Annotated in this window: 10 protein-coding genes; 8 read left to right on the plus strand and 2 right to left on the minus strand. The window is 68.2% G+C overall.

Features of this window, described 5'->3' with window-relative positions:
* Positions 1–132: 132 nt before the first annotated feature.
* Positions 133–804 carry a FadR/GntR family transcriptional regulator gene (locus ACWFRF_RS16075; protein WP_101466098.1) on the minus strand — a complete coding sequence of 224 codons (672 nt, stop codon included), beginning with the start codon at positions 802–804 and terminating at the stop codon, positions 133–135.
* Between the two features lie 311 nt (positions 805–1,115).
* Here ACWFRF_RS16075 and ACWFRF_RS16080 point away from each other — a divergent pair, with 311 nt between their 5' ends.
* The 7 genes from ACWFRF_RS16080 to ACWFRF_RS16110 all read left to right on the plus strand — a co-directional run bounded on the left by ACWFRF_RS16080 (position 1,116) and on the right by ACWFRF_RS16110 (position 9,823).
* Positions 1,116–2,264, plus strand: coding sequence for an MFS transporter (locus ACWFRF_RS16080; RefSeq protein ID WP_379317979.1), 1,149 nt, complete (start codon positions 1,116–1,118; stop codon positions 2,262–2,264).
* A gap of 254 nt (positions 2,265–2,518) precedes the next feature.
* Positions 2,519–3,973 carry a nitrate/nitrite transporter gene (locus ACWFRF_RS16085; RefSeq protein WP_452450976.1) on the plus strand — a complete coding sequence of 485 codons (1,455 nt, stop codon included), beginning with the start codon at positions 2,519–2,521 and terminating at the stop codon, positions 3,971–3,973.
* Positions 3,974–4,003: 30 nt separating this feature from the next.
* Positions 4,004–6,553, plus strand: a complete 2,550-nt coding sequence (gene nirB / locus ACWFRF_RS16090; RefSeq protein ID WP_452450636.1) for a nitrite reductase large subunit NirB — start codon at positions 4,004–4,006, stop codon at positions 6,551–6,553.
* 63 nt (positions 6,554–6,616) lie between these two features.
* Complete coding sequence (gene nirD, locus ACWFRF_RS16095; protein WP_101466100.1) at positions 6,617–6,997, plus strand: nitrite reductase small subunit NirD; 381 nt, start codon at positions 6,617–6,619, stop codon at positions 6,995–6,997.
* Positions 6,994–8,238: a uroporphyrinogen-III synthase gene (locus ACWFRF_RS16100; RefSeq protein WP_378991282.1), complete on the plus strand. Its 1,245-nt coding sequence runs from the start codon at positions 6,994–6,996 to the stop codon at positions 8,236–8,238. Before nirD ends, ACWFRF_RS16100 begins: the two co-directional genes overlap by 4 nt.
* Positions 8,232–8,960 carry a sirohydrochlorin chelatase gene (locus ACWFRF_RS16105; RefSeq protein ID WP_452450639.1) on the plus strand — a complete coding sequence of 243 codons (729 nt, stop codon included), beginning with the start codon at positions 8,232–8,234 and terminating at the stop codon, positions 8,958–8,960. The genes ACWFRF_RS16100 and ACWFRF_RS16105 overlap by 7 nt, the downstream gene beginning before the upstream one ends.
* A gap of 77 nt (positions 8,961–9,037) precedes the next feature.
* Positions 9,038–9,823, plus strand: coding sequence for a hypothetical protein (locus tag ACWFRF_RS16110; RefSeq protein ID WP_452450640.1), 786 nt, complete (start codon positions 9,038–9,040; stop codon positions 9,821–9,823).
* Here the strand turns inward: ACWFRF_RS16110 and ACWFRF_RS16115 are convergent.
* Positions 9,807–10,757: a GlxA family transcriptional regulator gene (locus tag ACWFRF_RS16115; RefSeq protein ID WP_452450642.1), complete on the minus strand. Its 951-nt coding sequence runs from the start codon at positions 10,755–10,757 to the stop codon at positions 9,807–9,809. The genes ACWFRF_RS16110 and ACWFRF_RS16115 overlap by 17 nt on opposite strands.
* A gap of 126 nt (positions 10,758–10,883) precedes the next feature.
* Between ACWFRF_RS16115 and ACWFRF_RS16120 the strand changes: the two genes are divergently transcribed.
* Positions 10,884–11,828, plus strand: a complete 945-nt coding sequence (locus tag ACWFRF_RS16120; RefSeq protein ID WP_452450644.1) for an NAD-dependent epimerase — start codon at positions 10,884–10,886, stop codon at positions 11,826–11,828.
* The last annotated feature ends 84 nt before the right edge of the window (positions 11,829–11,912 follow it).

Consider the following 11,912-nt stretch of genomic DNA (forward strand, 5'->3'; position numbering starts at 1 on the left):
GATAAAGGTAGGAGCCGGTTGTTGCGTGACAATGGCCTCAGGTGACGTTCCAGGCAACTAGGGCTCACCGTGCGAATTCGCTGGTGGTGACAGCCCGGTTACCTGGATTTAGGAAGCGTCTCTCTGCGCTGCTCAGCGGTCCGGATATTCGGCGATGAGCGAGCCGAGGAAGCAGTTGGCCGCCTGCACGGCCCGCTCGGCGTCACCGTCGATGACGGCTTGGACCAGTTCGGCGTGCTCGGTGTCGTACGCGTCGTCGGATTTCGCGGTCCGCGCGTGGATCACCTGCTCGATGATCGGCAGCAGCGAATCGTAGAACTCCAGATATACCGCGTTGTGGCTGGCGACGACGATCGCGCGGTGCAATTCGACGTCGGCGGCGATGGCCACCGGGTCGGCCTCGGCCCAATTCCGGTTGCTGCGTTCGGCGAGCAAGCGCTGGAGAGTGGCGATATCGGCGTCGTCGCGGCGGCGCGCGGCCAGGCCCGCCGCGGTGGTGTCGAGAGCTTGGCGCAGTTCGAGGATGTCGCGTTCGTGCGCGTCGGCGAAGTACTTGCCCAGCGTGCCGCCGACCTCGGAGGTGGCGATCACATAGGTGCCCGAGCCCTGGCGGCGTTCGAGCATGCCCGCGTGCACGAGCGCCTGGACGGCTTCGCGGACGGTATTGCGGCCGGTCCCGGTGAGCTCGGTGAGCTCTGGTTCGGTGGGGATCCGTTGGCCCACTGGCCAACGGCCGGAACGGATCTCGGCCCGAAGCTGTTCGGTGACCTGGGCGATGAGGCTGGTACGCCGGACGGGTTGCACGTCAGCAAGGGTACTGGGCTGTTCCGCCTCGCCGGGACTTCAGGCCGGACTCGACCAGCGCGGGCGGCCGGCGGTGCGTCAGCCCGTTCCGGCGAGTTCCCGTGTTCTCGCGGGAGATCGCTCACAGTCGCTTGGCAGTAGTCATCGGGTCATCCTATGATTTCCGGGTGCCGCCGCTCCGTGATTTCCAGCCAGCTTCCGGCGCCGGGTCGACCCTCGAGGACGACCGGCGTGGTCGCGTCGACCCGTCTCCCGAGATCACCGAGCGGTCGCTGATCGAAGGTCGGCTGCTCGTTCTGGCGGCCATCATCATGTCGGCGCTCACCTTGCGCGCCGCTGTCACCGCATTCAGTCCGCTCGCCGAGACGATCGGCGCCGAGGTCGGGTACGGCACGGGGATCGTCGGGGTGTTCGGCATGTTGCCGACCGCGATGTTCGGTCTCGCCGGGCTCATCGCGCCGCTGTTCGTGCGCCGGTTCGGGCTCGAGCGGACCGTGTTCGTCGCGATGCTGCTGGCCGGCGCCGGGTCGCTGGTGCGGGTGTTCGCCACCGGGACCGGTGGACTGCTGGCGTTCTCCGGGGTGGCGCTGCTCGGTATGGGCATCGGCAACGTGGTGATTCCGCCGCTGGTGAAGCGGTATTTCGGCGATCATCTGGCCGCGATCAGCTCGCTCTACATCGTGATGGTGCAGCTCAGCACCGTCATTCCGGCGTTCATCGCCGTGCCGGTGGCGCAGGCGCACGGCTGGCGGATCTCGATGGGGGTGTGGGCGCTGGTCGGTTTCGCCGCCGCGATCCCGTGGTTCGTCGTGCTGCGTGATCGGCGTGGTCGCGACACGGTCGACACCACCGCGCTGCCCGCCGAGGCGCCCGAGACCGGCAGAGTCTGGCGTTCGCCGGTGGCGTGGGGGATGGCGGGCATGTTCGGCATGACCTCGCTGACCACCTACGCCATGTTCGCCTGGCTGCCCAAGATCCTGTCCGACGCGGGCGCGAGCGCCGGTTTCGGCGGCAGCATGGTCGGCTTGTTCGCGCTGATCGGGCTGATCCCGGCGCTGGGCGCGCCCACCGTGGTCTCGCGGATGCGCAATCCGTTCCCCGTCGTCGTCGGCTGCATGGTGCTGTTCGCGACCGCTTTCATCGGCCTGCTGGTGGCGCCGATGCAGGCGCCCCTGCTGTGGGTTGTGCTGCTGGGTCTCGGCCCGTCCACCTTCCCGATGGCGCTGACGCTGATCAACCTGCGCACCCGCACCCCCCATGGCTCGGCGGCCCTGTCCGGCTTCACCCAGGGGGTCGGCTACGCGATCGCCTGCACCGGCCCGCTGCTGTTCGGCATGCTGCACACCTGGACCGGCGGCTGGCTCGTCCCGTTCGCCATGCTGTTCGTCGCCCTCGGTGTGCTCCTCGCGGGCGCCTGGCAAGCCTGCAAGCCGCGCATGCTCGAAGACACCTGGAATTGATCTCACCGTTCGAGTTGCGAACCGGTGCGTTCGGAGTAATGCTGTGTAGATCACACCCTCACGGGCGTTTCCGATGATTTCTTGCTGCTTCCTTACGCGCGGAAATCGTTGCGACACATGCCGGAAACAAAAGGGCTGATCTCACCTCCCTGATCGGGGGAAGGTGAGAAACCGTTGATTCAAGCGACATTTCCCGCAGCATTTCGGCAATACCCATTTCCTACCGTTGGGCCATCGCACTTTTGGGAGGCCCAATCTTGAGCACGCTGAAGCGGAACCACGACATCGACAACTGGGATGCCGAGGACGTCGCGGCCTGGGAAGCCGGTGGCAAGGACGTCGCCAAGCGCAACCTGATCTGGTCTGTGATCGCCGAGCACATCGGATTCTCGGTGTGGTCGATCTGGTCGGTGATGGTGCTGTTCATGCCCACCGACAAGTACGGCATCGATGCGGCGGGCAAGTTCTTCCTCGTCGCCATGCCCACCCTGGTCGGCGCGTTCCTTCGCATCCCCTACACCGTCGCCACCGCCCGCTTCGGCGGTCGCAACTGGACGATCTTCTCCGCGTTCCTGCTGCTCATCCCGCTGCTGCTGACGCTGTACTTCGTCAACCAGCCCGGCACTTCCTACACCACGTTCCTGATCGTGGCCGCGTTCGCCGGCTTCGGTGGCGGCAACTTCGCGTCGTCGATGACCAACATCAACGCCTTCTACCCGCAGCGCCTCAAGGGCTGGGCACTGGGCATGAACGCCGGTGGCGGCAACATCGGCGTCCCGGTGATCCAGCTGCTCGGCCTGCTGGTGCTGGTCACCCTCGGTGGCGACTACGCCACGGTGATCTGTGCCGTCTACCTCGTCCTGGTCGGTGTCACCGCCGTGGGCGCCGCGTTCTACATGGACAACCTGACCAACCAGAAGGCCGACCTGTCCTACATGGTCAAGGCCCTGCGGGTGCCGCAGTCCTGGGCGATCGCCTTCCTCTACATCGGCACGTTCGGTTCGTTCATCGGTTACAGCTTCGCCTTCGCCCAGATCCTGCAGATCAGCTTCAAGGCCGGTGGCGACACCGCCGCTCAGGCCGCCATCCACGCCGCGTCGATCGCCTTCATCGGCCCGCTGCTCGGTTCGCTGGCCCGCCCCTACGGCGGCAAGATGGCCGACCGGATCGGTGGCAGCAAGGTCACCATCGCCACCTTCAGCGCCATGATGCTCGCGGCGCTGCTCGTGATCACCGCCTCGACGATGGCCGACGGCAACAAGGGCGTTGCCACCGGTGCCACCATGACCATGCTGGTCGCGGGCTTCATCGCCCTGTTCGTCCTGTCCGGTTTCGGCAACGGAGCCGTCACCAAGATCATCCCGTCGGTGTTCGAGGCCAAGTCCAAGAGCCTGCCGGTCTCGCGGGTCGAGCAGGCGGCCTGGTCGCAGAACACCTCCGGCGCCCTGATCGGCTTCGTCGGCGCCATCGGCGCCCTCGGCGGCGTCGGCATCAACATGGTGCTGCGCAGCTCCTACGCCAGCACCGCTTCGGCCACCACCGCGTTCTGGGTGTTCCTCGCCTTCTATGTGGTCTGCGCCGCCGTTACCTGGACGGTCTTCCTGCGCCGTCCCCGTCTCACCTCCGACTCCGCAGTGGTGGTCGAGGCCGAGCACATGGTCCTCGAGGCCGAAACCAACGCTTCGTCGGCCAATTCGTCGGCTCGCTGACAACCGACCACTACCAAGGAGGTCACTCTCATGAACAGCACTCGTAAAACAGCGGTCGTGGTCGGCCACGGCATGGTCGGACACCGTTTCGTCGAAGCCCTTCGTTCGCGCGACGAGGCAGGCCAGTGGCAGGTCATCATCCTGTCGGAGGAGAAGCTGCCCGCGTACGACCGCGTCGGCCTGTCCTACTACGTCGGCAACTGGAACGCCGACGACCTGGCCCTGCCCGGCAACATGTACGACGGCGACGACCTGGTCGACCTGCGACTGGGCCAGCGCGGCGAGGCTATCGACCTCGAAGCCAAGACCGTCACCAGCACCAGCGGCGACGTCATTTCCTACGACGCGCTGGTCATGGCGACCGGTTCCTACCCGTTCGTGCCGCCGGTCCCCGGCCACGACCTGCCCGAGTGCTTCGTCTACCGCACCATCGACGACCTCGACGGCATCCGCGCCGCCGCCGAAGCGGCCGGTCCCGGCGCGCACGGTGTGGTCGTCGGCGGCGGTCTGCTCGGCCTGGAGGCGGCCAACGCGCTGCGCCTGCTCGGCATGACCCCGCACGTCATCGAATACAACGGTCGCCTGATGCCCGCCCAGGTCGACGCCGGTGGTGGCGCGATCCTGGAGAAGCTTGTCACCGATATCGGCCTCAACGTGCACACGGGTGTCGGCACCGCCAAGATCGTCTCGATCGAGGAGGAGGGCGCGGACAACGTCACTGTGCACCTGTCCGACGATGCCGAGATCAAGGCCTCGCTGGTGGTGTTCTCCGCCGGTGTCCGCCCGCAGGACGCCCTCGCCAAGGCCTCCGGCCTCGAGATCGGCGCCCGCGGCGGCATCCTCACCGACCTCACCCTGCAGACCTCCGACCCGAGCGTCTACGCGATCGGTGAGTGCGCCGCGATCGAGGGCGTCTGCTACGGCCTCGTCGCCCCCGGTTACACCACCGCCGAGATCGTCGCCGACCGGCTGCTGGGCGGTGCGGGCGAATTCCCCGGCGCCGACATGTCCACCAAGCTGAAGCTGATGGGCGTCGACGTGGCGTCCTTCGGTGACGCGCACGGCACCACCGAGGGCGCCCTCGAGGTCGTGCTGCACGACGCGGCCAAGGGCACCTACGCCAAGCTGGTCGTCTCCGACGACGCGCAGACCCTGCTCGGCGGCATCCTGGTCGGTGACGCCAGCCAGTACGCGGCCCTGCGCCCGCTGGTCGGGCGCCCGCTGCCCGCCGACGCCGCCGCGCTGATCTCCCCGGCCGGCGCCGAACTCGGTGCCGACGCGCTGCCCGACGACGCCCAGATCTGCTCCTGCAACAACGTCAGCAAGGGCGCCATCTGCGGCGCAATCGCCGAGGGCGCCTGCGACATCCCGGCCGTCAAGAGCTGCACCAACGCGGGTACCTCCTGCGGTGGCTGTGTGCCGATGATCAAGAAGCTGCTGGAACAGTCCGGCGTGGCGCTGTCGAAGTCGCTGTGTGAGCACTTCTCGCAGTCGCGCGCCGAGCTGTACGACGTGGTCGCCGTCACCGGCATCCGCACCTTCTCCGAGCTCATCGCCAAGCACGGTAAGGGCTCGGGCTGCGATATCTGCAAGCCGACCGTCGCCTCGATCCTGGCCTCGACCTCGAGCGAGCACATCCTCGAGGGCGAGCAGGCCGCGCTGCAGGACACCAACGACCACTTCCTGGCCAACCTGCAGAAGAACGGCACCTACTCGGTCGTCCCCCGGATGCCCGGTGGCGAGGTCACCGCCGACCAGCTGATCGTGATCGGCGAGGTCGCCAAGGAGTTCGGCCTCTACGTCAAGGTCACCGGTGGTCAGCGCATCGACCTGTTCGGCGCCCGCGTGGAGCAGCTGCCACTGATCTGGAAGCGCCTGGTCGACGTCGGCATGGAGTCCGGCCACGCCTACGGCAAGTCGCTGCGCACCGTGAAGAGCTGCGTCGGTTCCACCTGGTGCCGCTACGGCCAGCAGGACTCGGTCGGCATGGCCGTGTTGCTGGAGAAGCGCTACCGCGGCCTTCGTTCGCCGCACAAGATCAAGCTGGCCGTGTCGGGTTGCGCGCGTGAGTGCGCCGAGGCCCGTGGCAAGGACGTCGGCGTGATCGCCACCGAGCACGGCTGGAACCTCTACGTCGGCGGCAACGGCGGTCTGACCCCCAAGCATGCGGTGCTGCTGGCCGGTGACCTCGACGACGAGACCCTGATCAGCTACATCGACCGCTACCTGATGTTCTACATCCGCACCGCCGACCGCCTGCAGCGCACCGCGCCGTGGCAGGAGGCCCTCGAGGGTGGCTTCGACTACCTCAAGGCCGTCGTCTGTGACGACAGCCTCGGCATCGCCGGTGACCTCGAGGCCGCCATGGCCAAGCACGTCGACGGCTACAAGGACGAGTGGGCGGCCGTGCTCGAGGACGAGAACAAGCTTTCGCGCTTCGTCTCCTTCGTCAATGCCCCTGACGAAGCCGATCCGACGATTTCGTTCGACGACAGCGGCGAACGCAAGGTACCAGTGCTCCTCGGTCTTCCCGGCATGCCCGTCGGTGTTGCTTCGGACACAGCACCGGCCGGGAAATAAGCCCTTAACGCTGCGGAAACAGGGCGCCTGTACCAATAGGTAAGGCGTTCGGAGGAGGAACCGATGACCGTTATCGACACACCCACCATCACCACTGAGACCGTGACCTGGACCCAGGCTTGCCGGCTCGATTTCCTGATCCCGGGGCGCGGCGTGGCTGTCCTGTTGAAGGGCGGCCGTCAGGCGGCTCTGTTCCTACTCACCGACGGCACGCTCGCCGCCGTCGGCAACATCGATCCGTTCGGCCGGGCCGCGGTGATGTCTCGCGGCATCATCGGTGATCGCGGCGGTGTTCCCGTCGTCGCGTCGCCGCTGCTCAAGCAGGCCTTCTCGCTGATCGACGGCCGTTGTCTCGACGACGAGTCCCAGTCCCTGCCGGTGTACGCCGTCCAACTCGACGGCGGCGTCGTCGCGGTCTCCAACGAGCCGGTGCAGACCCCATGACCTCTCCCACCGACAGTGGCCCGTGCCTTGCCGGCTTCACCATCGGCGTCACCGCGGCTCGCCGCGCCGAGGAATTCAGCACCCTGCTCACCCGCAAGGGCGCGAGCGTGGTGTCCGCCCCCGCCATTCGCATCATCCCGCTGGCCGATGACACCGAGCTCGAACGGGTCACCGAACTGCTGATCGCCGATCCGCCGCAGATCACCGTCGCCACCACCGGCATCGGTTTCCGCGGCTGGATGGAAGCGGCGGAGGGCTGGGGCCTGGCCGAGGTCCTGCGCGACACCCTCGCGTCCACCCGGATGCTGGCCCGCGGCCCCAAGGCCAAGGGCGCGATTCGCGCCGCCGAACTGCGTGAGGAATGGTCGCCTGCCTCGGAGTCCTCGGCCGAGGTGCTCGACCATCTGCTCGCCGAGGGCGTCGAAGGCGTCCGTATCGCGGTGCAGCTGCACGGCGCGACCACCGAATGGGAGCCGGTTCCCGACTTCTGTGAGGTGCTGCGCTGCGCGGGCGCCGACGTGGTCCCGGTCCCGGTGTACCGCTGGGAGCCGCCGGCCGATCGTGGGCCGATGGACAACATGATCGAATCGATCATCTCCGGCAGCCTGGACTGCGTCACCTTCACCAGTGCGCCCGCCGTGGCGTCACTGCTGATGCGCGCCAAGGAAACCGGACTCCTCGAGTCGGTGCTGCACGCGTTCCGCGGCCGGGTGCTCGCCGCCTGTGTCGGGCCGATCACCGCGGCCCCGCTGGAAGAACTCGGCGTGCCGACGACGATGCCCGGGCGTGCCCGGCTGGGCGCGCTGGCTCGCCATGTGGCAGAAGAACTTCCGCGTCGCGCCAGCCGCATCTACGCGGCCGGTCATCTGATCAGCGTGCGTGGTGGATGTGTTGTCGTCGACGGTGAGGTGCGCCAGCTGGCGCCCGCCCCGATGGCGTTGATGCGATCGCTGGCTCGTCAGCCCGGTCGGGTCGTGTCGCGCGAAGACCTGCTGGCCGCCTTGCCGGGTGGCGGTGACGACACCCATGCGGTGGAGACCGCGATCGCGCGATTGCGGGCCGGCTTGGGCACTCCCAAGGCGATTCAGACCGTGGTGAAGCGCGGGTACCGGCTGGCGCTGGACGCGGCCGACTGCTCCGATACGCCGCCCGTGCGCGCGGCTGTTCAGGCACCGCACGCCGCGGGGATCGGAACGCCCGCCCGCTCGCCCCGGCCGGCTCAAGCGATCGGAGTGTGGTGAGCGCCGGGCAGCCGGGTGATCCGGCTCTGGTGCTGGTCGCGCACGGCACTCGCAGTGCGCGCGGGGTGGAGATGATCGCGGCGCTGGCCGACGCGGTGGCCGCCGAACTCGGCGTCTCGGCGCCGAATACCGCGCTGCGGACAGCGTTCGTCGACGTGCTCGGTCCGTCGCCGTCGGAGGTGCTGCGGGATCTCGATGGGCCCGCTGTCGTTGTTCCGGCGTTCCTCGCTTCCGGCTATCACGTGTACCAGGACGTTCCGCGTGAGGTTGCCGAGAGTGGGCACTGCGCGGTGGCTGTGACCGAGGCGATGGGACCGGATCCGGCGTTGACCCGGATCATGGCGGTGCGGTTGCGTGCGGCCGGGTGGAAGCCCGGTGACGCGGTGGTGTTCGCGGCCGCGGGTTCTTCGGATTCGCGTGCGCGCCAGGATGTTCGGCGGGCTGCGGGCATGCTGGCCGAGCAGCTGGGCGCGCCGGTGAAGATCGCGTATGTGGCGACCGGGACGCCGCGTGTGCCCGAAGTCGTTGCCGCGCTGCGCGAATCGGGTGCGCAACGGGTGTTCATCGCGTCGTATCTGCTGGCGCACGGGCTGTTTCATCAGCGGTTGCACGATGCCGGTGCCGATGGGGTGGCCGAGCCGATCGGTGTGCATCCGGGGGTTGTCCGGTTGATCGTCGATCGGTACCGGAGCGCGGCCAGGGAGCTGGTCGGCGTTCGCTGACGCCGATCGCACAGGCAGCCGGTGCGGGCGGCTGCGACTAGAGTTGGGCCGACTTCACAACAAGGGGGCACCGCTCGATGTCAGATTCGTCCGCAGGTCAGGGCTATTCATCGCAGGATGACGGGCTGACGGCGTATCCGGACGAGTCGGCGGCACGTGGGTCCGTGAATCCACTGGTTCCCGGCACCTATCCGCCACCGCCGAGCTCGGCCGTTCCGCACCCGCCGACGCACGGCCCGGTGCCGGGTGCGGTGGGATCGCCACCGCCCTACGCGCCGCCGCCCTATGGGCCGGGTGCTCCGTATCCCGGGCCGGGGGCTCCGTATCCCGGGCCGGGTAGTGCGCCGGTGGACGCCGGGCCTCGGGTTGTTCCGCAGAGTGTGCAGATCGCGTTCTACGTGATGCTGGCGGGGGCGGTGGTCACGCTGCTCGGCATGGCCTACTCGCTCACCATGCTCGACGAGACACGCAGTGCCGCGCTCGACGCTTCGGGTGGGGTGTTGCGGGGCGACGACCTCGATCTTCTGGTGTACGCGAGCGTCGGCGGGGCCCTCCTGAGTTCGCTGGTGACGGTGGGGCTGTGGGTGTGGATGGCGTTCGTCTGCCGGGCCGGAAAGAACTGGGGCAGGATCACGGGGACAGTCTTGTTCGGAATCAACGCGCTGCTCTATGCCGCAGGCACGGTGACGGCGTTCCTCACCTCGACGGCGGGGATCGCGCTGGTGTTCAGCACGGTCACCCTGGCAATCGGGCTCGCCGCGGTGATCCTGCTGTGGAACCGGACGTCCTCGCCCTTCTTCGCGGCTCCGGCGCCGCAGGGCTACCAGCCCTACCCCGGCTATCCGCCTATCGCGCCGTACTGAAATTCGCGCGGTAGGTACTCGGAGAGACGCCGACCTGGCGAACCATGTGCTGGCGCAACGACTCCGCCGAGCCGATGCCGCTGTGCCGCGCGACCTGTTCGATCGGCAAGGTAGTCGATTCCAGTAGTTCCCTGGCGCGGTGGATGCGCTGACTCAGCAGCCATTTCTGCGGGCTGAGGCCGGTCTCCTCGTGGAATCGGCGGCTCAGGGTGCGCACGCTGATTCGCGCGTGTTCGGCCAGCTCGCGCAGGGACACAGGGGTGTCGAGGCGTTGTAGCGCCCACGTCCGGGTGGCGGAGAGGGACAGGTCGTCGTCGGCGGGTAGTGGCGTGTCGACGAACTGGGCCTGTCCGCCGGGCCGCACGGGCGTCACCACCGCGGCCCGCGCGGCGGCGTTCGCCACGGTGGCGCCGTAGTCGGCGCGAATCAGGTGCAGGCACAGGTCGATTCCGGCTGCCGCGCCTGCCGCGGTGGTCACCGGTCCGTCCTCGATGAACAGTGCGTCGCTGCGCACCTGGACGAGCGGATGGTCGCGGGCCAGCTCCTCGGCCAGTGCCCAGTGCGTGGTCGCGGTGCGCCCGTCGAGCAGTCCGGCTTGGGCGAGCACGAACGCGCCGCTGCAGATCGAGGTGACCAGGATGCCGCGGTCGACGGCCGCGCGCAGCGCCTTCAGCGTCACCGGATCCGCGTCGGCGCGACTGCCGGTGCTCGGCACGATCACCGCGTCGGCGGTGTCGAGTACCTCGAGCCCGTGCCGGATCACGACGTCGAACCCACCGGGCGACATCGCGGGCAGCGCCCCCGGCACGGCGGTGCACACAACCACGCGATAACAGGGCTCGCCGTCGACCGTGATCGAGCCCATCAGCGTTTCGGGCATCGACAGATCGAAGGACTTCACCGGTGGGACAGCAACCACGGCAATGGTCTTCATGGCCTGATCCTTGGGATAGCTGGCAGTGCGGCCACTAGTTTAGCCGTCTCGCGAGCGGCATCGTGGAAGGCGCGGGCGCGACCACGTCGCTCGCATCGAAATATGTTGTCGTGAAAGGGAATTCACATGTCCACTCATGTTGTGATCGGCCATGGCGGCACCGCCACCGCCACCGCGCTGTCGCTGGTCGACGCCGGGGATCGCGTACGGATGGTGAGCCGGACCGGGCTCGGCCCCACCCATCCCGACGTGGAACTGATCGCCCTCGACGCGCTCGATACCACCGCTCTGATCGAGATCGCGACCGGTGCGAGCACCGTCTTCAACATGGCGATGCCCGCGTATCACACCTGGCCGGAAACGGTTCCGCCCCTGTTCGGCTCGATCCTGTCGGCCACCGAATCCGTCGGCGCCGACCTGGTCATGCTGGGGAACCTGTACGGCTACGGCCCGGTCGACGGGGTGGTGTCCGAACGCACCCAGCTCGCCGCGACCGGCAGCAAGGGTGCGGTCAGGGCCAGGATGTGGGCCGATGCGCTCGCCGCGCACGAGGCAGGCCGGCTGCGCGTCACCGAAGTGCGCGCGGGTCAATTCCTCGGCGCGGCCGCTGTCTCGGTCTTCACCCTGTTCGTCCAGGCCGCGGTCCTGGCGAACACCCCGGCCAAGGTCCCGCAGGAACTCGACCTCCCGCACTCCTACACCGCGATCGGTGATGCCGCGGCCGCGCTGGTGGCGGTCGCGCGCGACGACCGGTCGTGGGGGAGGGCCTGGCACGCCCCGGTGATCACCACGACCGTGCGCGAGATCGCGAACCGGCTCGCCGAGCTGGCCGGCGTCGCGACACCCGAACTCGCGGTGCTCACCGACGCGGAGATCACCGAATTCGCTCAGCAGGACCCGTTCTGGACCGAACTGTTCGAGACGAAACACATGTCCCATCGCGAGTTCGTCGTCGACGATTCGGCGCTGCGGACCACCTTCGGCACCACCGCGTCGAAGCTGGACGAGGTGCTCGCCGACGTGGTCGCCGCCGACGCGGCCGCACGGCTATCCGTGCCCGACGCGGGGTAGATGCCGTAGGTTTGCCGGGGAACCAGTCAACGGTTGCTCCGAATCCCGGGAGGCCCGGTGCGGCAAGGCGAGGATGGTATCGGC

This window comes from Nocardia sp. NPDC055165, from assembly GCF_053606985.1.

Coding starts and splice junctions, on each gene's coding strand:
- ACWFRF_RS16080 (WP_379317979.1), top strand. CDS start 1,116: ATGTCGGCGCTCACCTTGCGCGCCGCTGTCACCGCATTCAGTCCGCTC.
- nirB (WP_452450636.1), top strand. CDS start 4,004: ATGAACAGCACTCGTAAAACAGCGGTCGTGGTCGGCCACGGCATGGTC.
- nirD (WP_101466100.1), top strand. CDS start 6,617: ATGACCGTTATCGACACACCCACCATCACCACTGAGACCGTGACCTGG.
- ACWFRF_RS16100 (WP_378991282.1), top strand. CDS start 6,994: ATGACCTCTCCCACCGACAGTGGCCCGTGCCTTGCCGGCTTCACCATC.
- ACWFRF_RS16110 (WP_452450640.1), top strand. CDS start 9,038: ATGTCAGATTCGTCCGCAGGTCAGGGCTATTCATCGCAGGATGACGGG.
- ACWFRF_RS16115 (WP_452450642.1), bottom strand. CDS start 10,757: ATGAAGACCATTGCCGTGGTTGCTGTCCCACCGGTGAAGTCCTTCGAT.
- ACWFRF_RS16120 (WP_452450644.1), top strand. CDS start 10,884: ATGTCCACTCATGTTGTGATCGGCCATGGCGGCACCGCCACCGCCACC.